This window comes from Raineyella sp. LH-20 (genome assembly GCF_033110965.1).
In the GTDB taxonomy this organism is placed as follows: Bacteria; Actinomycetota; Actinomycetes; order Propionibacteriales; family Propionibacteriaceae; genus Raineyella.
This window is the reverse complement of record NZ_CP137003.1, coordinates 1,840,759-1,862,443: the sequence shown is the minus strand read 5'-3', so window position 1 is coordinate 1,862,443 and position 21,685 is coordinate 1,840,759. Positions and strand designations below refer to the sequence as shown.

General features: G+C 70.4%; 16 protein-coding genes and 1 tRNA gene. 2 read left to right on the top strand and 15 right to left on the bottom strand.

What is annotated here, in order from left to right; genetic code table 11:
• Positions 1-25 precede the first annotated feature (25 nt).
• Positions 26-787 carry a transglycosylase family protein gene (locus R0146_RS07995; RefSeq protein ID WP_317688452.1) on the top strand — a complete coding sequence of 254 codons (762 nt, stop codon included), beginning with the start codon at positions 26-28 and terminating at the stop codon, positions 785-787.
• Positions 788-1,003: 216 nt separating this feature from the next.
• Here R0146_RS07995 and R0146_RS07990 read toward each other — a convergent pair whose 3' ends face one another.
• From R0146_RS07990 to rfbB, 15 genes are all read right to left on the bottom strand, one after another.
• Positions 1,004-2,926 (bottom strand): polysaccharide deacetylase family protein, encoded by a 1,923-nt coding sequence (locus tag R0146_RS07990; protein WP_317688450.1) that lies wholly within the window; start codon positions 2,924-2,926, stop codon positions 1,004-1,006.
• Between the two features lie 144 nt (positions 2,927-3,070).
• On the bottom strand, positions 3,071-4,846 hold the full coding sequence (locus tag R0146_RS07985) for a polysaccharide deacetylase family protein (RefSeq protein ID WP_317688448.1): 1,776 nt from the start codon (positions 4,844-4,846) through the stop codon (positions 3,071-3,073).
• A gap of 296 nt (positions 4,847-5,142) precedes the next feature.
• Positions 5,143-5,218, bottom strand: a tRNA-Thr gene (locus tag R0146_RS07980).
• 158 nt (positions 5,219-5,376) lie between these two features.
• A complete protein-coding gene (locus R0146_RS07975; protein WP_317688445.1) occupies positions 5,377-6,216 on the bottom strand; it encodes a PSP1 domain-containing protein in 840 nt (279 codons plus the stop codon).
• Between the two features lie 89 nt (positions 6,217-6,305).
• Complete coding sequence (locus tag R0146_RS07970; protein WP_317688441.1) at positions 6,306-7,568, bottom strand: DoxX family membrane protein; 1,263 nt, start codon at positions 7,566-7,568, stop codon at positions 6,306-6,308.
• Positions 7,569-7,770: 202 nt separating this feature from the next.
• Entirely contained in the window at positions 7,771-8,952 is a 1,182-nt protein-coding gene (locus R0146_RS07965) for a DNA polymerase III subunit delta' (RefSeq protein ID WP_317692351.1), read from the bottom strand.
• Positions 8,953-8,954: 2 nt separating this feature from the next.
• A complete protein-coding gene (tmk, locus tag R0146_RS07960) occupies positions 8,955-9,608 on the bottom strand; it encodes a dTMP kinase (RefSeq protein ID WP_317688439.1) in 654 nt (217 codons plus the stop codon).
• Positions 9,601-11,187, bottom strand: coding sequence for a CHAD domain-containing protein (locus tag R0146_RS07955; RefSeq protein WP_317688435.1), 1,587 nt, complete (start codon positions 11,185-11,187; stop codon positions 9,601-9,603). Before R0146_RS07955 ends, tmk begins: the two co-directional genes overlap by 8 nt.
• 83 nt (positions 11,188-11,270) lie before the next feature.
• Positions 11,271-14,156, bottom strand: a complete 2,886-nt coding sequence (gene topA / locus R0146_RS07950) for a type I DNA topoisomerase (protein WP_317692350.1) — start codon at positions 14,154-14,156, stop codon at positions 11,271-11,273.
• Positions 14,157-14,569: 413 nt separating this feature from the next.
• Entirely contained in the window at positions 14,570-15,814 is a 1,245-nt protein-coding gene (locus R0146_RS07945; protein WP_317688432.1) for a glycosyltransferase family 87 protein, read from the bottom strand.
• 157 nt (positions 15,815-15,971) lie between these two features.
• Positions 15,972-16,328, bottom strand: a complete 357-nt coding sequence (locus R0146_RS07940; RefSeq protein WP_317688429.1) for an Hsp15 family ribosome-associated heat shock protein — start codon at positions 16,326-16,328, stop codon at positions 15,972-15,974.
• 328 nt (positions 16,329-16,656) lie between these two features.
• Positions 16,657-17,535 carry a glucose-1-phosphate thymidylyltransferase RfbA gene (gene rfbA / locus R0146_RS07935; RefSeq protein ID WP_317688427.1) on the bottom strand — a complete coding sequence of 293 codons (879 nt, stop codon included), beginning with the start codon at positions 17,533-17,535 and terminating at the stop codon, positions 16,657-16,659.
• Between the two features lie 42 nt (positions 17,536-17,577).
• A complete protein-coding gene (locus R0146_RS07930) occupies positions 17,578-18,213 on the bottom strand; it encodes an ElyC/SanA/YdcF family protein (protein ID WP_317688425.1) in 636 nt (211 codons plus the stop codon).
• 47 nt (positions 18,214-18,260) lie between these two features.
• Positions 18,261-19,661 (bottom strand): sugar nucleotide-binding protein, encoded by a 1,401-nt coding sequence (locus R0146_RS07925; RefSeq protein WP_317688423.1) that lies wholly within the window; start codon positions 19,659-19,661, stop codon positions 18,261-18,263.
• A gap of 97 nt (positions 19,662-19,758) precedes the next feature.
• Positions 19,759-20,757 (bottom strand): dTDP-glucose 4,6-dehydratase, encoded by a 999-nt coding sequence (gene rfbB, locus R0146_RS07920; RefSeq protein WP_317688421.1) that lies wholly within the window; start codon positions 20,755-20,757, stop codon positions 19,759-19,761.
• Positions 20,758-21,014: 257 nt separating this feature from the next.
• Between rfbB and R0146_RS07915 the strand changes: the two genes are divergently transcribed.
• Positions 21,015-21,524, top strand: coding sequence for a hypothetical protein (locus R0146_RS07915; RefSeq protein ID WP_317688419.1), 510 nt, complete (start codon positions 21,015-21,017; stop codon positions 21,522-21,524).
• Positions 21,525-21,685: the final 161 nt, after the last annotated feature.

The following is a 21,685-nucleotide window of genomic DNA, read 5'->3' as shown; positions in this document are numbered from 1 at the left end:
CCCTATCCGGATCTCCGGGAGGAACATGACCAGCAAGACGATGACCCGCACCCTCGGTGCGCTGGTGGGGCTGTCCGCGCTCGCCCTCGGCGTGCCGGCAGCCACCGCCCACGCCGCACCGGCGCAGACCAGGTCCTCCCAGGTCAGCACGACATCCTCGTCGACCGGGACCGCCACAGCCTCGTCGAGTGCGACCGGGCGCAGCACCACGACGACCATCCGCACCGCGCGCACGACGGTCAATCTGAACGTCCGCACCGGCCCCTCGCTCGACAACCAGCGGCTGACCACCTTGCCGAAGGGGACCCGGGTCACCCTGACCGGCGCGAAGACCGAGCACTGGACCCAGATCAGCTACCAGGGCAAGCACCGCTGGGTGGCGAGCCGCTACCTGACCCCCGCCACCACGTCGGTGATCTCCACCGGGTCCAGTGCGAAGACGACCACGGCCAAGAAGTCCTCGACCTCGACCACGAAGGCGTCAGCCTCGACTACGAAGGCCACGGCGGCGACCCGCTCCGGCTCGACGACCCAGGCCGCCGCCTCGGGGTCCACCGTGTGGGACCGGCTCGCCCAGTGCGAATCCGGCGGCAACTGGTCGATCAACACCGGCAACGGCTTCTCGGGCGGGCTCCAGTTCACCCCCTCGACGTGGTCCGCGTACGGCGGCACCGGCTCGGCGAGCACCGCCAGCCGCGCCGAGCAGATCGCCGTCGCCCAGCGCGTGCAGGCCTCCCAGGGCTGGGGTGCTTGGCCCGCATGCTCCTCGAAGCTCGGCCTGCGCTGACCACGGCCCGTCCGGCGGCGCCGGACCCGGCACGCTGACCACACCCGCCGGACGGTGACGCGACACACCGACATCTCGGCACACCGGCACACCGGCACACCGGCACACCGGCACACAGGCACACAGGCACACAGGCACACAGGCACACAACGACGGTCTGTCCCCACGCCTCTCGGGCGGGGACAGACCGTCCTGTGTTCCGTACGTGCCTGCCGGTCACGGTCGGCCGACGTACACCTGCCCGGGTGCGGTGGAGCCGAGCACATCGGACGCGGTGACCAGGGCGTACCCCTTGGCCTTGAGCGTCGTGATGATGCTGGGCACGGCATCCACCGTGGTCGGGTAGAGGTCGTGCATCAGGATCAGACCGCCCGGCTGAGCCCGGGAGGTCGCGTTGTCGATCACCTTGGCGGTGACCTGGACGTCCCAGTCGGAGGTCTCCACGTTCCACAGGACCACAGCCATGCCCTGGTGGCCGGCGAGCGAGGTGACCGTCGAGTTGTACGAGCCGTACGGCGGGCGCATCAGGACCGGTCGTACGCCGACGATGGACTCGATGGCATCCGAGGTCCGCGACAGCTCGCTCGCGATGTCGCTCGGCCCGAGGGTGACCAGGTCGGGATGGTCCCAGCTGTGATTCATGATCTCGTTGCCGTTGGCGAAGGACCGCTGTGTGGTCGCCGCGAAGTTCACCACGTTCTGGCCGACCACGAAGAAGGTCGCGTTGACGTTGTTGGCGTCCAGGATGTCGACCAGCCTGCTGGTGTACTGGCTGGGGCCGTCGTCGAAAGTCATCCCGATGCACTTCAGGCGACCGCAGTCGATGATGCCGAGGTCGTTGCGCCACTTGATCAGACCACCCTGGAACGTCTGCCGACACAGCGTGCCGCCACCGCTGCCGGTGCGGCACATCTCATCGGACGTCGGATAGCCGTACCGACCACCCTCCCAGGCGTTCCGACCCCACTCCTTGCTGATCTCCCCCAGGATCCAATGCGCATCGGTCGACGGCGACCAATAGATCAGACCACCCTCGAAATGATGGCCACACCCACCTTGAGCCAGACCGCAGTACTCGTCCGAGGTCGGATAGCCGAGGAAGCCGTCCTCTCCCCCGATGCTCTCCCACTTGGCGCGGATGGCGCCCCGGACCCAGTGCGCGTCGGTCGGCGGCGACCAGTACATCGTCGCCCCCTGGAACGTCTGCCGGCATCCGCCCCGGCCGAGCCCACAGATCTCGTCGGTCAACGGATAGCCCAGCGGCCCACCTTCCCACTGTGCTCGTCCCCAGGCCGCGGAGATCGCACCCCGGATCCAGTGGGCGCCGGTCGCCGACGACCAGTAGATCAGGCCGCCCTCGAAGTGGCTGCCGCAGCCGGACTGGATCAGACCGCAGTACTCGTCGGACGTCGGGAACCCGAGGAACCCGTCCGCCCCGCGCGCACCGTCCCAGGCCGTTTGCGTCTCGACCTTCATCCAGTGCGCGTCGGTCGTCGGCGACCAGGCGATCGTTCCGTTCTCGAAGTCCGTACGACACCCGCCGCTGCCCAGTCCACAGATCTCGTCGGTGAGCGGATACCCGAGGATGCCGCCTTCCCAGGCCAGGGTGCCCCATTTCTTCAGGATGCCGCCGCGCACCCAGTGGGCTCCGGTCGTCGACGACCAGTAGATCGTGGCGTACTGATAGGTCTGCAGGCAGCCGCCCCGCACCAGATCGCACCGCACCGGCGACACCGCATCTCCCACGACGGACGCATCGGCGGCGGCCTTGGCGGCGATCGCGGCGGCACCGGACGGTGGCGGAGTCGAGGTGGTGGCCGACGGCGACGGTGCGGCCTGGGCGGTCGCCGGTGGACTGCTCGCGGACGGACCGGTCACAGCCGGCGACGGGCCGGCCGGCGGCGCGGTCGTCGTGGCGGCCGAGGTCGGGGCCGCCGCGGCCGGCGAGGACGGGGCAGGTGTCGCAGCGTCCACCGGGGACGGAGACGCGGTCGCTGTCGGTTCGAGCGGAGCGGGGGCCGATGTCGGCGGCGCGCCGCGGGCGATGCCGCCGCCCAGGCCCAGCACTGTCCCCAACAGGGCCGCAGCAAGGAACGCACCGGCGCGACGACTGACGCGGCGACGACTGAGACAACGCATCACAACCCCCTTTGCGACACTTCCACCATGTGACCTAAGCCACTGTCTGGCGACAGGCCTCAGCGTAGGGCACAGGTCCCGGCGCTGTCCGCACAGCAAAGGGATCCAAACGGTCGGCCCCTGAGCCCGTCGCTCAGCGTCTTCTCAGGGGCGTCGGCTGTACACCCGTCCTGGCTGGGGATCGCCGATGACGTCGGAGACCGACACCATCGCGTAGCCCCGGGACCTGAGGTTGCTGATGATCGAGGGCACCGCGTCCACCGTCGTCGGGTAGAGGTCGTGCATCAGGATGATGCCGCCGGGTGTCGCACTGCCGGTGGCCCGCGAGATCACCGACGCGGTGTTGCGACTCTGCCAGTCGAGCGTGTCGTTGTTCCACAGGATCACGGCCATGCCCTGCTGGCCGGCGATCGAGGTGACCGTCGAGTTGTACGAGCCGTACGGCGGGCGCATCAGGGTCGGTCGTACGCCGATGACGGACTCGATGGCGTCGGACGTACGCGACAGTTCGGACGACACACCCGAAGCGCTGAGCGTGGTCAGCTGAGGGTGGCTCCAGCTGTGGTTCATGATCTCGTTGCCGTTGACGTACGAACGGCGCAGTGTCGACGGATAGTTGCCGACGTTCTGACCGACCACGAAGAAGGTCGCGTTGACGTTGTTGGCGTCCAGGATGTCGACCAGCCTGCTGGTGTACTGGCTGGGGCCGTCGTCGAAGGTCAGCGCGATGCACTTCAGGCGACCGCAGTCGATGATGCCGAGGTCGTTGCGCCACTTGATCAGGCCACCCTGGAACGTCTGCCGGCAGAGCGTGCCGCCGCCGCTGCCGGTGCGGCACATCTCATCGGAGGTCGGGTAGCCGTACCGGCCGCCCTCCCAGGCGTTCCGGCCCCACTCCTTGCTGATCTCCCCCAAGATCCAATGCGCATCGGTCGACGGCGACCAATAGATCAGACCACCCTCGAAATGATGGCCACACCCACCTTGGGCCAAACCGCAGTACTCGTCCGAGGTCGGATAACCAAGGAATCCGCCCTCCCAGCCCTCGGTGCCCCACTTCTTCAGGATCGCGCCACGCACCCAGTGCGCATCGGTCGGCGGCGACCAGTACATCGTCGCGTCCTGGAACGTCTGCAGGCATCCTCCCCGGGCGAGCCCACAGATCTCGTCGGTGAGCGGATAGCCCAGCGGCCCGTCCTCGCCCTGGGCCCTGCCCCAGGCCGCGGAGATCGCGCCGCGGACCCAGTGGGCGCCGATCGGCGAGGTCCAGTAGATCAGGCCGCCCTCGAAACCGTTGCCGCAGCCGGACTGGATCAGGCCGCAGTACTCGTCGGACGTCGGATACCCGAGGAACCCGTTCTGGGCACCTTCGCTCTCCCACTTCGCCCGGATCGCGCCGCGCACCCAGTGCGCCTCGGTCGGGGCCGACCAGAACAGGGTCCCGTTCTCGAACTCGGCACGGCATCCGCCCCGGGCGAGCCCGCAGATCTCGTCCGACAGCGGGTATCCGAGCTCGCCGTTCTCCGCCCCCAGGGCGACCCACTTCGTCATGATCCCGCCGCGCACCCAGTGGGCGCCGGTCGTCGACGACCAGTAGATCGTGGCGTACTGATAGGTCTGCACGCAGCCACCCCGCACCAGGTCGCACCGCACCGGCGACACCGCGGATCCGACGACCGATGCATCGGCGGCCGCCTTGGCGGCGATCGCCTCAGCACCCGCAGAGGTCGGGGACGGGGATGCCGATGCCCCACCGGTCGGTGTTGCGGTCGCGTTCGCTTCGATCGGCGCGGAACTCGTCGGCGCAGCAGGTGCCGATGCGGAGGGCGCGCCGCGGGCGACGCCACCACCCAGCGCCCCTGCCGCCCCGAGCAACACGACGGCCGCGAAGACACCGACCCGATGTCGTACGGTCTGCATCACGGTTCCCCCTTGGTGACACAAAGTCGCGACTGTGACTCCTGTCACAGTTCGCGGCTGTTTCAAGAGTAGATCGAGCAGATCGCCGCCGTGGGGAAATCGCTGAACTGTGGGGAAACGAGGGGGCACCGGGCACGCCACCGAGCCGACCGCGCAGTCGTGAGCGGATGGCGACAGTGAGGTGTGCGGCCCCGAAGGTGGTGTGTGGCCCCGACAGTGATGTGCGCGGTCCGCCATGCGACATGCTCCGCGAAGCGACAGCGCCGCGGGCCACGACGTCACCCCACGGGACCTGATGGAGCCACCTACCGGGATCGAACCGGTGACCTACGCTTTACGAGAGCGTCGCTCTACCTACTGAGCTAAGGTGGCCGACCGCGCCGGGAAAGGCCCGGGCGGACAAGCGACAACTATAGCGACCCCCGCAGCAGAGCTCCAATCGCAGCACTCCTGGGCGCCACGCTCACCCGCCCACGACGACGCCGCGTGTCTCCACCGCGTTGACGGCCCACCTCGTGGATGACAACCACTTAGTCCTTGCCCCGCGAGTCGTACGCACGCCGAGCGGGGCAGACCTCGGCCTGGGGACAGCGGGTCACCTCGCCGGTGCCGTCGACCCGCACCACGACGGACTCCGAGGGGACGGAGTGGCCGATCACCCGGCCCTCGCCGTCGGGCGTACGAACCCTCGAGCCGACCTTGGGTGCCTTCTTGACGAAGTCCTGGTAGAGCGGGTGCTCGTACTTGAGGCAACACATCAACCGCCCGCACGCACCCTGCACCCGCAACGGGTTGGACGGCAGGTCCTGGTCCCTGGCGAGCCGCAGGCCGACAGGTTCGAAACGGCTGAGGTGCGTGGAGCAGCACAGGTCACGGCCGCAGTTGCCGATGCCGCCGGTGACCCGGGTCGCGTCGCGCGCGCCGATCTGGCGCAGGTCGATGCGGGCCTGGAGGGTCTTGGCCAGGTCACGGACGAGTTGTCGGAAGTCGACCCGGTGGGGAGCGGTGAAGTAGACGACGACCTGTCGATCGAACTCTGTGGAGCGGTCGAGGTAGTCGATGCCGATCACCTTCATCGGCAGCTCCTGCTCGCGGACGAGGCGATTGACGATGATGCGGGCCTGCGCCCGGAACCGACGATTCGCCTTGTCCCTCGCCAGATCAGCGTCGGTGGCCGGCCCCAGGCAGGACGGCAGCTCACCGAAGTCGGCCGCCTGGACACCCTCCGGCGCCCAGACACACAGAGCCACCTCCGGCCCCTCGCCGGTCGGCACCATCACGTGGTCACCCACGGACACCCGGTGCCCGGCCGGATCCACGTAGTGGAGCTGACCGTGCTTCTCGAACGTGACCGCCATCACCTGCTGCACCCCGCCAGCCTAACGCGGCGGGACGAGGGGGCGGCAGCCCACGATCAGATCGGGCCCCAGATCAGGACCGGGATCAGATCAGGCCGGGGTCAGATCAGCTCGGCGTCGTACCTGTCCGCCTTGCGCTGCAGCCGTCCCTTGCGGACCGCCGCGTCGATCCCCCAGCTCCCACCTCCGGCCAGAAGGAGGAGCAGGCCGAGCACGGCGAGCAACAGTTCGGTCTCACCGTGGAAGCCGGGCATCCCCGCCTCGAAGGGGCTCTTCCACCAGTACACGAAGACCAGCGCACCGACCCCGATCAGCATCGTGCCCAGGCCGGCGACCCGAGTGGCGAGGCCGAAGACCAATGCCACGGCGATCAGGACGGACGCCGACGCGGTCGCCCAGGCGAAGATCTCCGGGTACGGCAGCGCCGTCCCGGCGAACGTCGCGATCGTGCCGGGGATGTCCATCAGTTGCTGTGCGCCACGGATGCCCAGCACGGCCGCCACCGCCAGACGCAGCAGGAACATGGCAAGTGCCACCGGGAAGCGGTCGGTGGTCCGGTCGAGCGCGGTCGACGGCGGGGTCGGAACCGCCATCGGTGCCGGCTGGGGGCGGCGCTTGCCGAGCGCCCGATCCCGGTCCGCGCGACGCTCGGCCAACAGCGCCGCCTCGTCGACGGACTCATCATCCACCGGGTCGTCGTAGCGTACGGACGGCGGCGTGACTCCGCTCTGCGGATCCACGGGCGGCGCCGCCGTCGGCGGCCGCAGCGGGACCGTCCGTTGCACCTGGGTCGGCTGCTCCACCGAATCAGGCCGCTCGGCCCGCGCCATGCGTTCCCCGAGGGTCGTACGCTCAACCGGCATCGTCGCCTCCACCGGGGCCTTGCGCTCGGCCGGCGTCGTACGTTCGACCCGCGCCGTACGCTCCACGGGAGTCGGCCGTTCTGCCGGCGTCGTCGGCACAGCCGGAGCAGGCCGTTCTGCCGGAGCCGTCGGCACAGCCGGAGCAGGCCGTTCTGCCGCAACCTCACCCGCCACGGGAGTCGTACGTTCCGTCGGCGTCGTCGCCGCCGGCCGACGGGTCACCAACGGCGGGGACGCGACGGTCGTCGGCGTGACATCGTCGTCCTCGTCCTCGGCCTCACCACCGAAGACGCCCTTCGCGACGTCGCCGGAGAGCGGCGGGAGCGGACGGTCCTGCGGTGACTGCGAGCCCGCCTCATCGGCCAGTCGATCGGTGTAGCGGCGGAGATCGGCGCGGGAGATCCGGGTCACCGTCGGCTCGTTCTCACCAGCGCCGAACGTCTCGGGACGGTCGACGTCGGCACCGGCGTCGTCGGCCTCGTCGAAGTCACGAGTAGTCACGGCTCACGTCCTCAGGGTCGGGGAACACTCAAGCCATTCTGATCGCTGAGCGGCCCGCGATCCGGGAGCCCGCCGGGAGTGTCGCCACCCCGAGCCGACTCTGCAGCCGCTCCGAGCCACATTCCCGCCTCGCCCGTGCGGCGGCGCCATCCCCGCGTCGGCAGCGCGCCCGCGTCATCCCCACCTCGCCCGTCCGGGCCGGTCAGTCCACCGGCTCGTCCGCGCCGAGCCCGACCAGCATCGACTCCACAGCGAGCTGGGGGGCCACGTTCCCGGCGAGTGCCTCCCGGCAGGCCAGGATGGCGTCGATCCGCGCGATCGTACGATCCGGTGTGGCGCGCGCCGCCTCCGCCGCCACCGCATCCGCGAGCTCCACGTTGACCAGGTCGGCGCCGGTGCCCAGCTGCACGCTGAGCACGTCGCGATACCAGGTGGTGAGCTCGGTGAGGGCGCGGTCGATGGCATCGCGTTGCAGGCGCTTGACCCGCAGCTTCTGCTCGTCCTCGAGCTCCTTGAGGGCGACCGCCGCGTTGCGGGGCCGGGCCCCTCGGGTGCCCACACCGAGCGCCTGCTCCAGCTCCGCCCGCTCCTGCGCCTCCACCTCGGCGGTCTGGTCGGTCGCCTCGGCCTGGGCGGCCGACACGAGAGTCGCCGCAGCCCGCAGGCAGGCACCGATGTTGCCGAGCTGGCTGGGGATCCGCAGCACGTCGCGGCGCCGCTGTCGGGCCGCCTCGTCGCGGGCCAGGTGCCGGGCCCGGCCGATGTGGCCCTGGGCCGCCCGGGCGGCGGCATCGGCGGTGGCAGGATCGATCCCGTCACGACGTTCCAGCAACGCGGCGACGTCGCGCACCCTCGGAGTGGTCAGGGTCAGGCCCCGGGTCCGCGACCGGATGGTCGGAATGACGTCGTCCGGGGTGGGCGCGCAGAGGATCCACACGGTGCCCGGGGCGGGCTCCTCGACGCTCTTCAGCAGGGCGTTGGCCCCGGCCTCGGTGATCCGATCGGCATCCTCGACGACCACCACCTGCCAGCGGCCCACCGTGGGAGCCATCATCGAGCGGAGGGCGTAGTCCCGTACCTCCTTCACGCCGATGCTCAGCTTCTCGGTGCGGATCAGGGTGACGTCCGGGTGGGCGCCGGACAGCGACGTACGACACGCCTTGCAGACGCCGCAGCCGCCGTCGGGGCACTGGAGGGCGGCCGCGAACGCGCGTGCCGCATTGGACCGTCCCGAACCGGGCGGACCGGTGATCAGCCAGGCGTGGGTCATCGCGTGGGCGGCGCCGGAGACGGCACGGCGCAGCACCTCGACCGCCGTCGACTGGCCGACCAGGTCGGCCCACACCCCCTGGTCGGCCGCGGGGGTGGTGCGGCCGGTGGTCATCGTCACGGGGCCAGTGTGCCGTGTTCGGCAGACATCCGGGTGAGCAGGGCGTCGACCGCCGCCGCGACCCGGCCCGCGATCGCCGTCCGGTCGTGGCGGGCGGGCAGCACCAGGTAGCGATCCGGGGCGGTCTCGGCGAGCCCGAGGAACTGCTCGCGCACCCGGCGGTGGAAGTCGTCTCCGGCCCCCTCGAGCCGGTCCTTCTCGGCGATCCGGCCGACCGCTTCGCTCGGATCGAGGTCGAGCAGCACCGTCAGGTCCGGCCGCAGCCCGGAGGTGGCCCAGCCGGCGATCCTGGCGACCTCGGTCATGTCGAGCACCCGCCCGGCGCCCTGGTAGGCCAGCATCGAGTCGATGTAGCGATCACACACCACCATCGCCCCCCGGGCGAGCGCGGGACGGACGACCTCGGCGAGGTGTTGGGCCTTGTCCGCGGCATAGAGCAGGGCCTCAGCACGCGGGTCGAGATCGCCCGTCGCCGGATCCAGCAGCAGTCGACGGATCACCGCGCCCGCCGCCGTGTCACCCGGCTCGCGGGTCATCACCACCTCGTGCCCGAGATCGGTCAGGTGCCGGGCCAGCAGCGCGCCCTGGGTGGTCTTGCCCACCCCGTCGCCGCCCTCGAAGACGATGAACAGACCCCGCGGCTCACTCATCCGCCACCTCGCCCTCCAGTTCGGTGGCCGACGCGGCGGGGGCATCCCCCGTCGTCCGGTCACCTGTCGTCCGGTCACCCGCCGTTCCGTCCGCGTCCGCTGTCGGAGGGGCGGTGTCCAGCGCGTTCGGGGCGTCGACACCGAGCAGCGCCAGCAGGTCGAGACCGGCCCGCCGCACCTTGCGCCCGCTCTTGCCCCAGTGTGCGACGAACTCGGCGCGGGCCACCGACCGGCTCTCGGCCAGATCGGCGTACTGTCGGCCGATGCCGAAGGCCTCCTCCACCGAGGCGCCCTCCAGCGACGTACGCAACGCCTCGAGCTCCTCGTTGTCGCAGCCGATCAGCTCGTCGTAGAGGTCCCGGGCCCGGTCGCGGAGTCGCTTGGCCTGCTTGGGGGCCAGCAACGAGGCGAGCTCGGCGGTCGACACCAGCAGGTCGGCGGCAACCGCGGCGGCGTGCCAGCCGCCGTCGTCGGCGGCGTCCGGGGCGGCTCCGCCGGCCGACAGCATCCGCCGGGTGGCTGCCTCGACCATCTGTCCGATCTCCTCGCGGGCCGGGCGCAGGCCGATCCCCTCGGCCAGCGGGGGCGTCCGCAGGGCGTCGATCCGCTCGTAGATGCCCAGGTATTCCTCGCCGTTGAGCACCCGCTGCTGGTCGGCCCCGAAGGCGCCGTCCAGCTGGTCCGCGGCGGCATCCAGTGCCGCCACCAGGTCGTCGAGGTGCCCCGGCTCCACCACCGGGGCGAGCACCGGCAGGGCATCCGCGAAGGCCCGCAGACCACGCACCAGCGGCTGCACCTTGCGGGTGCGCCCAGAACGGACGTTCAGGTCGGCCAGCAGCACGTCGCGGGCCTCCTCGCCGACGAAGTGCGCGACGATCTCCGCCATCGATGCGTCCGCGCCCACCGATCCGCCGGCGCCCAGGGCCACCGGCGCGACGTCGGCGTCGTCGCCGGTCGGGTCCTCGATCAGCACCCGGAACCGTGCGGGCAAGGACAGATGCCGCTCCACCCGGACCGCCTCGACGCTGTGCAGGGCGTCGTCGAGCCAGTCCGTCTGGTCGCGCGACATGGCACCGGTGTCGATGTCCACCTCGCGGTAGCGGGTGACCAGAGAGCCGTCGCGGCGGACGGTGAAGACGTCGTCGACCACCGAGCCGAGCGGCTCGCGCTCGGCGGTGCGGATCAGGTAGGTGGCCCGGGTCCGGTGCTGGGTGCCGACCGGTGCCAACGCCGCATGACGCAGGAACGGTGCGAGCAACATCCGGATCTGCTGCGGCACCTCGCCGGAGGTCATCGGCTCGACGTACTCGGCCGGCAGCTGAGGGGCCCAGGTCGGCGCGGCCATCAGCCACTCCCCGACCCCGTCGGTCGACCGGTGGGCGAGCACGATCCCGGCCCGCAGCAGCCGACGGTCGGCGGTGTCGAGCACGGTCAGGTCGCACACCGCCGGCTTGGTACTGACCATCGCCGGGTTGCCCAGGTCCAGATCGGGGTTCGCGAAGCGGGGCGCGGCGGCCAGGTCACGCATCTCGTAGCGGCGCACGGTGCTGCCTTTCGGGCTCGAACGGGGATCGCTCATTATTGCACCGCCTCCCGGCATCGCGTCCGAGGACCACGCGATGCCGATCCCCCCGAAACAGGGGGTTTACCCGGAAGGTCGGCTCAGTCGCCCGCCGGATCCGCGGTGGGCGCCGTCGCGGTCTTCTTGGTCACCGTCCCCCCGGTGGTCTTCTTGGCGGCGGTCTTCGCGGCGGTGGACCGGGTGGCCGCCGCCTTCACCGTGGTCTTCTTCGTCGCCGTCTTCTTCGTCGCCGTCTTCGTGGCGGACGTCGTGGTCGTCGCCTTCGTAGCGGCCGTCTTCTTGGCCGGAGCCTTCTTGGCCGCGGTCTTCTTCGCGCTCGTCGTCTTCGTCGCCGTCGTCTTCTTGGCGGCGGTCTTCCGCGTCGACGGCCCCTTGGCCCGCTTCTCGGCGAGCAGCTCGGCGCCGCGCTCAGCGGTCAGCGTCTCCAGTGCGTCGGTCCGGCGCAGCGTGGCGTTGGTCTCCCCGTCGGTGACGTACGGTCCGAACCGGCCGTCCTTGACCACCATCGGCTTGCCGGAGACCGGGTCGGGCCCCAGTTCCTTCAACGGCGGCTTGGCCGCCGCCCGGCCACGCTGCTTGGGCTGGGCGTAGATCGCCTCCGCCTCGGCCAGGGTGATGCTGAAGATCTGGTCCTCCGACCCCAGCGACCGGGAGTCGGTGCCCTTCTTCAGGTAGGGGCCGTAGCGGCCGTTCTGCGCGGTGATCGCGGTGCCGTCCTCGGCCGTCCCGACCGTACGCGGCAGCGACAGCAGCCGCAGCGCGTCCTCCAGCGTGACCGTCTGCAGATCCATCGAGGCGAACAGCGACGCAGTCCGCGGCTTGGCGCCCTTGGCGGCGTCGTCGGGCAGCACCTCGGCGACGTACGGCCCGAACCGGCCGGCCCTCGCGACGATCGGCAGGCCGGAACCGGTGTCCAGCCCGAGCGCCCGCTCCTCGCCCATCGGCCGGGCCAGCAGGTCGCGGGCGACCTCGGCGGTCAGCTCGTCCGGCGGCAGGTCGTCGGCGACGTTGGCCCGCTTCTCGGTGGCGACCTCCTCGACGTAGGTCCCGTAGCGGCCGACGCGGACAACGATGCCGGAGTCCATGTCGCCGATCGGGAAGGTCGACAGTGCCCGGGCGTCGATGTCGCCGAGCTGGTTGACCAGGTCGTGCAGCCCGGCATGGTCGAGATGGTCGACGCCGGGCGCACCGCCCCAATAGAAGTCGTTGAGCACCTGGAGCCGCTCGGCCTCGCCGTTGGCGATCTTGTCGAGGTCCTGCTCCATCTCGGCGGTGAAGTCGTAGTCGACCAGCTTGGTGAAGTGCTCCTCCAACAGCCGGGTGACGGCGAACGCCAGCCAGGTCGGCACCAGCGCGGCGCCCTTCTTGAACACATAGTCGCGGCTGGTGATGGTGCGGATGATCGAGGCGTACGTCGAGGGCCGGCCGATCTCCAGCTCTTCCAGCTTCGCGACCAGCGAGGGCTCGGTGTAGCGGGCCGGCGGCTTGGTCTCATGGCCCTGCGGCTCGAGCGCGGCGACGTCGACCGTACGCCCCTCGGCCAGCTGCGGCAGCCGGCGCTGCGAGTCGTCGGCCATCCCGTCGTCGACGGACTCGACGTACGCCCGCAGGAAGCCGGGGAAGGTGATCGTCCGGCCGCGGGCGACGAAGGTGCAGTCCTCACCGGTGGTCGCGGTGCTGGTCAGCGTGATCGCCACCGACTCGCCGCGGGCGTCGGTCATCTGGGAGGCGACCGTCCGCATCCAGATCAGTTCGTAGAGCCGGAACCGGTCGCCGGACAGGCCGGTCTCCCGCGGCGTGCGGAAGGTCGAGCCGGCCGGGCGGATGGCCTCGTGCGCCTCCTGGGCGTTCTTCACCTTGGAGGTGTAGATCCGTGGCTTCGGCGGCACGTAGTCCGCGCCGTAGAGCTTGGTGGCCTGGGTGCGGGCGGCCCGGATCGCCTCGCCGGACAGCTCGACGGAGTCGGTACGCATGTAGGTGATGAAGCCACCCTCGTAGAGCTCCTGGGCGACCGACATCGTGCGCTGCGCGGTGAAGCCGAGCTTGCGGCCGGCCTCCTGCTGCAGGGTGGTGGTCCGGAAGGGGGCGTACGGGTGGCGGACGTACGGCTTGGCCTCGACCGCGGCGACCAGCATCGGCGTCGCCTCCAGGGCAGCGGCCAGCGCCCGGGCCCGCGCCTCGTCGAGATGGACCAGCTGCTCCGCCGCGCCCCGGCCCTTGACACCGGCCTGCAGCCGACCGCTCGCGTCGAAGTCGCGGCCCTGGGCGACCCGCAGGCCGTCGACCGTGCTGAGCCGGGCCGGGAACCGTTGCGGTTCGGCTCCCTCACCGGCGTCCAGGGTGGCCTCGATGTCCCAGTAACCGGCGGCGGTGAAGGCGATCCGCTCCCGTTCCCGGTCGACCACCAGGCGGGTCGCCACCGACTGCACCCGGCCGGCGGAAAGCCGCGGCATGACCTTCTTCCACAGCACCGGGGAGACCTCGTAGCCGTACAGCCGGTCGAGGATGCGGCGGGTCTCCTGGGCGTCGACGAGGTCGGTGTCGATGTCGCGCGGATGGGAAACGGCGTCCTTGATGGCGTCCTCGGTGATCTCGTGGAACACCATTCGACGGACCGGCACCTTGGGCTTGAGTTCCTGCTGCAGGTGCCAGGCGATCGCCTCCCCCTCGCGGTCACCGTCAGTGGCGAGATAGACGTCCTTGGCGCCCTTGAGGGCTTCCTTGAGGCCGCGCAGGGTGGCCTTCTTGTCCGCCGCGACGACGTACAGCGGATTGAAACCGCCGTCGATGTCGACGCCGGTGCGGGCCCACTTCTCACCCTTGTACTTGGCCGGCACCTCAGCGGCGCCGGTGGGTAGGTCACGGATGTGGCCGCGGCTGGATTCCACGACATAGCCCGGCCCCAGGTATCCCTGGATCTTGGTGGCCTTGGTCGGTGACTCCACAATCACCAGGCTGTGCCCCAGTTCCTGACCCGCCACAGTTCACCTCTCCGCTGTCTCGACTCCGGTCCGTCCCGGATCCGGCCGAACGCTCGTCATCGTGACCCGGATCGGCCCGGTGACAAGACTGTGTCCAGCAACGTGGCACACCATAGCCCACGGCTCCATCACCACCCGGGGCGACGGAACGGACGTGCCGAGGAACGGCGGGTGGGCAGGAGCGGTCAGGTGGTCAGGAACGGCGGGTGGTCAGGAACGGCGGGTGGTCAGGAGCGGTGAGCCGAATCTGGCGGCTCAGCGCAGGTCGTACGTGCCGACCCACGCAATGGCGCCGCGGCACCGACGCTGCCCGGACCGAGGGGTCAGATTCGGCTCACCGTCGCCACCTGATCGGCCGGCCGGACTGGCCGGACTGGCCGGACTGGCCGGTCGACCCGTTACGTCTGCCCCGCAAGCTCGGCCCGCCCGGGTTGCGCGTCCGTCGACTCGCCCCGGCGGGGCGCGGCCCGCCGACGGAACCCGGCGAACAAGGAGGCGATCAGCAGCAGGAGCCCGAGGACCGGCGTGATCGCACTGAGGATCGCCTCGGGACGGGTGTAGGCCAACTCGAGCATCCCGCCGCCCTTGAGCACCCGGTAGGGCGCGATCCACACCCAGAGCACGAAGACCGCACCGGAGAAGCCCACCGGCCGGGTCGGGTAGTGGGTCGCCAGTGCCACCGCGAGCGGCACGATCCAGACGAAATGGTGGGTCCACGAGACCGGCGAGGCGAGGGCGGTGGCGATGCCGATGACCGCGACCGCCGGGGCCTCGTGACCCCGCCGCAGCAGCACCCAGGCCGCGGCGAGGCCGACCACGATGGTGACGAGGGAGAGCAGGGTGCCGACCTCGGAGCCGAGCGACGACAGTTTGAACAGCCGCAGCGCGGCGCCCTGGAACGACTGGTTGTCGATGTAGACGGGATCCGACTCGAAGCCGACCGAGCGGGTGACGAGCAGTCGCTTCCAGTAGAAGATCGACAGCTGCGGATAGGCGAGGAACCCGATCGCGGTCAGCACCGCGGCGCTGACGGACGCCGTGATGGCCTGCTTCCAGCGGCGGTTGATCAGCAGATGGACGATGAACAGCCCGGGGGTGAGCTTGATCGCCGTCATCAGCCCGACCAGCCATCCGTCCGGCACCGGCAGCAGCTTGCGCCCGAAGAGCCGCGGACCGGGCACCAGGTCGAGGATCACCAGACAGGTGAGGATGAGCTCGATCTGGCCCAGGTCGGTGCCGAGAGTGACCGGGGTCGCTGTGGTGATGCAGGCCGCCGCGACGACGCTGGCGGGCCAACTGCGCAGGCCGAAGCGATGGACGATGGCGATGATGCCGACCCACCCGGCCAGCGCCCACAGCAGCTTCCAGACGATCAGCGGCCCGACGGTGAAGGGCAGAAACAGCAGCGCCGCGACGGGCGGGTAGACGAAGGCATCCGGACCGGTCCGATAGAGCTGACCGCCGGCCCAGGCCGTCCGCGCCCCCTCCACATAGATGTCGAAGTCGGCCATCCCGCCGTGCGGCCACCCGCCCTGGAACAGCATCGGAAGGAACCAGGACACCAGCCCGGCGAGCAGCGGCAGGGCCACCTTCGCCGTCCGGTCGATCCAGAATCCTGGGTAACGCACAGGTCGGTCGTCCACGCAGTCATCCTGTCATCCGCAGCTCTGCGCGCCGCGCAAGCGCTCACAGGCACGGCTAAGGATAGTCATCCGCGGGACCATCGCGGGGGCCCAACGCCTGGTCATCAGGGCGAGGGTCTCCTTCAGGGCGAGAGTGCCGTCAGGGCGAGAGTGTCCGTCAGGGCCGTCCCCGCAACGCGTCGATCTCCCGCCGTTCCTTCTTGGTCGGCCGGCCGGTGCCGCGATCCCGCCGGGCGACCGGGGCAGAGAGGTATGCAGGCCGTTCAGGAGAGTGGTCGACGTACGCCTTCGCGGCGATTGCCGCGCCGACACGCTTGACGATCGGCTCGACCACCTCGAACTCGCGGTCCCAGCCAGGGCTGCGGACCAGGACGCGATCGCCGGGCTTGACGTCCTGTGCGGGCTTCGCCGGCTTGCCGTTGACCCGGACGTGACCGCCCTTGCACGCATCGCTGGCCATCGTGCGGGTCTTGTAGATGCGTACGGCCCACAGCCAGGAATCGACACGTGACATGACCCAGCCTTTCCGCGCTGATGTTCCGTCCACCCTAGTCGCCGGTCGGCCGAGGTCGGTGTCGGTGTCGGTGTCGGTGTCAGCGTCGTGTGGATGTCGGCCGCTGGACGCGTCTCCCACAAACGCACCCCGTTGTAGTCATTCGTTCGTGGCCGTCCACGAACGAATGGGCACTACGGGGTGCGTCTGGCTGGTGGGGGCAGGCGACCGTCGGCCCGAGGCCGATCGGACACCAGGCCGATCAGCAACACCAGTCCGATCAGGCCTCGATGGACCGGAGGCGGCCGCGCTCCGGATCAGTCCGCGCTCCGGATCAGTCCCCGTGTGGTCAGTCCCCGGTGTGCCCGCGGCGCAGCAGCTGGAGCAGGTAATCGCCGTATCCGGACTTGCGCAGTCGCTCCGCGCGGGCGCACAACTCATCGTCGCTGAGGAATCCCATCCGCCAGGCCGCTTCCTCGGGGCAACCGACCTGGAGTCCCTGGCGTTTCTGGAGCGTGTGCACGTAGTTGGAGGCGTCGAGGAGGGAGTCGAAGGTGCCGGTGTCGAGCCAGGCGGTGCCTCTCGGCAGCACCTCGACCTGGAGGCGTCCCCGGTCGAGGTAGTGGCTGTTGACGTCGGAGATCTCGTACTCGCCGCGGGCGGAGGGCCGCAGCGACCGGGCGATCTCGACCACATCGTTGTCGTAGAAGTAGAGGCCGGGCACGGCGTAGTTGGACCGCGGCGCGGCCGGCTTCTCCTCGATCGACAGGGCCCGGCCGTCGGCGTCGAACTCCACCACGCCGTACGCGGTCGGGTCGGCCACCCAGTAGGCGAAGACCGCGGCACCCTCGATGTCACCGAAGCGCTGCAGCCGAGTGCCCAGACCGGGCCCGTAGAAGATGTTGTCGCCGAGCACGAGCGAGACCCGGTCGGCACCGATGAAGTCCGCACCGATGGTGAAGGCCTGCGCCAGACCCTTCGGCTCGGGCTGCTGGGCGTACGTGATCGAGACGCCGTACTGGGAACCGTCCCCGAGCAGCCGCTCGAACCCCGGCGCGTCGTGCGGGGTGGTGATCACCAGGATGTCCCGGATGCCGGCGAAGATCAGTGCCGACAGCGGGTAGTAGATCATCGGCTTGTCATAGACCGGTACGAGCTGCTTGCTGATGCCGAGGGTGATGGGGTTCAGCCGCGTCCCTGAGCCCCCCGCCAGGATGATTCCGCGCATGCGCCGACTGTCTCACACGCGCTCACCGCGGCCCAAGCCGCGTCAGCAATCCCGGATGATCTGGGCCTTCAGCCAGGCTGCGGACTGATAGCCGAACTCGCCCAGCCGGCCCAGGAGCGTCTGGTGGCGCGGGTAGTCCCACACGCTGACCTGCGCCGGCACGCAGCGCTCCATCAGCATCCGGGCACGCGCGGCATGCCCGGTGCTGGTGAAGACGGCGACATGGGTCCAGCCGTGCTCGCGCACCTGCGCCGCCAGCACGCGCGCCTCGCCCCGGGTGGTGTACGGCACCGGGGTCACGCAGGTGACGACGTAGCCGGCGCGTTGCTCCCCGCAGTCCGGGGGAAAGTAGGAGTGTCCGGACGCGTCGAGCGACCGGGTGACCAGGAACACCGGGGCCACCCCCTCGTCCCCCCGGGCCAGCGCCTCGGGCCACCGGGTCTCCGCCGGGCCGATGACGTACATCGCGTCGACGGGTCCGACCGGGTCGATCCGCGGGTGGACGATGTAGCGGTCGCACAGACCGAGCCAGACGGCCACCAGGACCACGCCGACGCCGACCACCACCAGGACCGTACGGATCCGCCGATGACGTGCCGCCCGTCGCCCGCGCCGGACCCGCCGCGACGGGCCCACCGGCCCGTCGGGCGGCATCGGGACCGGCCCGTCGGACGGCATCGGGACCGGCCCCTCGGACGGATCTCCGGCCCCACCGCGGGCACCCATCATTCGAGCCCGGCCCACCCGGCCAGGTAGGACCGCAGCGACTCCTCGGCCGGCCGCGGCGCGAATCCTGTCGCGCCGATCCGCTCTAACGACAGGGCGCTGTGCTCCGGCCGGGGCGCCGTCTGCCGGCCGGCGGTGTAGGTGGCGGTGCTGACCGGGGTGACGTCGGCCCGGTCCCGGCCGCACAGCGCGTACACCTCGGCGGCGATGTCGGCCCAGGACTGCACCGGCCCGTCGCCGGTGAGGTTGTAGGTGCCGTACGTCGGCCGGGTGGCCAGCAGGTGGGCGATGCCGCGGGCCAGTTCATCGGTGAAGGTGAGTCGGCCGTACTGGTCGTCGACCACCGTCGGGCTGATCCCCCGGCCGGCCAACCCGGCCATCGTCGCGACGAAGTTGGGCCCGTCGCCGATCACCCAGCTGGTCCGCACGAGGTAGTGCCGCGGCACGGTCGCCACCAGCGCGTCACCGGCGGCCTTGGTCTGCCCGTACACCCCGAGCGGGCTCGGCGCCTCGGTCTCGTCATGCAGCTCGGCGGTGCCGTCGAAGACGTAGTCCGACGAGACGTGCACCAGCGTCAGCCGGTGCTCGGTGGCGATCCGGGCCAGCCGTCCGACCGCGGTGACGTTGGCGGCCCAGGCGTCGCGACGCCCTTGCGGCGTCTCGGCGACGTCGACCTTGGTGTAGGCGGCGGCGTTGATGATCGTGTCGTAGTCCTGCCAGCGGACCGCGTCGTACGCCGCCGGGTCGGTGACGTCGAACCGGTCCCGCCCCCACGCCTCGGCGGTCGGCAGCACCGCGGCCAGCGCCCGGCCGAGCTGGCCGTTCGCACCGAGGATCAGCGTGCGTCGCGGCGGCATCGCCACCACGTCGGCCAGCAGCGGATGCCGCCGGTCGGCGTCGGAGATCTCGCACTCGGCCAGCGGGATCGGCCACGCGATCGCCAGCTGTGGATCGGCCAGGTTGACGTACGTGTACGAGGCGCGGGCCTGCGGGCTCCAGTGGTCGTTGACGAGGTAGGAGTAGGCGGTGGCCGGCTCCAGGGTCTGGTAGGAGTTGGCCACCCCGCGCGGCACGAACACCGCGGTCTCCGGCCCCAACTCGACGGTCGCCACCGCCCCGAAGGAGGGGCCCTCGCGCAGGTCGACCCACGCCCCGAAGGCCCGCCCGGTGGCCACCGAGACCAGCTTGTCCCACGGTTCGGCGTGGATCCCGCGGGTCACCCCGACCTGCGGATTGAACGACACGTTGTTCTGCACCGGCCCGAAGTCCGGCAGGCCCAGCGCCGTCATCTTCTCCCGCTGCCAGTTCTCCTTGAACCAGCCGCGGGCATCCCCATGCACCTGCAGGTCGATCACCAGCAGTCCCGGGATCGCCGTCGCGTGGACGCCCAACTCCCCCATCGTCATCTCCCTCGGTCGATCATCACTGTCCGCGCGGCGCCCCTGCCCCGATCGGCGTCGTGGTCCGGAGCCGCGCCCCGGACTCCCCAACCCCGTGTCACTGCCCGCGGGCGGCGTACGCGGCCTCGACCGCAGCCTTCTGCGGCCGCCACCACTCCTCGTGCGCGCGGTACCAGTCGATCGTCGCGGCCAGCCCGGCCTCGAAGTCGCGATACCGCGGCCGCCAGCCGAGCTCCTCGCGCAGCTTGCTCGCGTCGATCGCATACCGCAGGTCGTGACCGGAACGGTCGGCGACGTGGTCGTACGCGTCGGCCGGGTGCCCCATCAGCCGCAGGATCGTCTCGATGACCGTCTTGTTGTCCTTCTCCCCGTCGGCGCCGATCAAGTAGGTCTCGCCGATCCGACCACGCTCGATGATCGCCAGCACCGCCGCGTTGTGATCGTCGACATGGATCCAGTCACGAACGTTCAGTCCGGCCCCGTAGAGCTTCGGCCGGCCACCGTCGAGCAGGTTGGTGATCTGACGCGGAATGAACTTCTCCACATGCTGGTAGGGCCCGTAGTTGTTCGAGCAATTGCTCAGCGTCGCCGCCACCCCGAACGACCGCACCCAGGCCCGGACCAGATGGTCCGAACCGGCCTTCGACGCCGAGTACGGGCTGGACGGGCGGTACGCGGTCTCCGGAGTGAACTTCGCCGGATCATCCAGCGCCAGGTCGCCGTACACCTCGTCGGTCGACACGTGATGCAGGCGTACGTCGTGGCGTCGGCACGCCTCCAGCAGAGTGAACGTGCCCACCAGGTTGGTCCGGATGAACGGCGACGGATCCCGCAGCGAGTTGTCGTTGTGCGACTCCGCGGCGAAATGGACCACCACGTCCGAGTCCGCCACCAGCCCGTCCACCAGCTCGGCGTCGGCGACATCGCCCTGGACGAACCTCACCCGGGCGGGCGGCAGACCGGTCAACGAGTCACGATTGCCCGCGTACGTCAACGCGTCCAGCACCGTCACGTCGTGATCCGTCGTCGCCACCACCTGGCGCACGAAGTTCGAACCGATGAACCCCGCGCCCCCCGTCACCAGATACCTCGCCATGGCCCGAACGCTACCCGACGGCGGTCCCCGGCCCGGCTCGTCGACCATGCCTCCCGGCCCGATGCCCAGCACGCCGTGCCGGACCACGGGACGGGCAGAAACCGTGCAGATCGCCGTTGCGGGCATTCTCAGGAAACCCCCAGTGGCATCTTTCTCGATGTCTTTGTAGGCTGAGCGCGCGCCGATAGTCTTTCGATGCAAAACGTATGCCCGTTGTAGTTCGTTTGTAGGATCCACAGGACCCTGGGGGACTGACCATGAGCAATTCAGACAATCCGATCAAGGCGTCGGGGTCGCAGCCGTCTCGCCGCACCATCGTCAAGGGTGCGGCGTGGGCAGTCCCGGCCATCGCCGTCGCCAGCGCCACGCCCGCCATGGCCGCGTCGCCCGAGTGCCTCCAGTTCACCCTCGGTCCGTCCGCCTGCAAGTGGCCGGGCTCGGGCAACAACTGGTCGTACAACCTCGAGCTGTGCGTCCAGAACACCTGCACCGGCGGTGGCAGCGTGACCATCACCATCGAGTACCTGCAGACCAACTCCGGGGCCAGCCTCGTGCCGTGTGGGACCAGCCCGTTCCCGAAGCAGCTGGTGATCCCCGCCGGCGGCTCGGCCTGCACCGGCTCGCTGGGCGCGTTCAGCTCCACCAACTCCGCCAGCACCATCTTCATCTTCGGCAAGGTCGACGGGGGCACCACCACCAAGATCGGCGAGGCACTGGCCGGACCGAACCTCGGCGAGTGCGCCGGCAGCACTCCCTGCGCCGCCTGAGTCCTTGGCGCTGGGACCTCGTCCAGAGGTCCCGGGGAGATCGACGCTGAACTGATGCTGCTCGGGTGGATGCTCTCCACCCGAGCAGCAACTGCGTCGCCGATCTTCCGCGTCGACGCAGATGAGCGCGCCACCGCGGCCCACACCTCAGCGCGCCACCG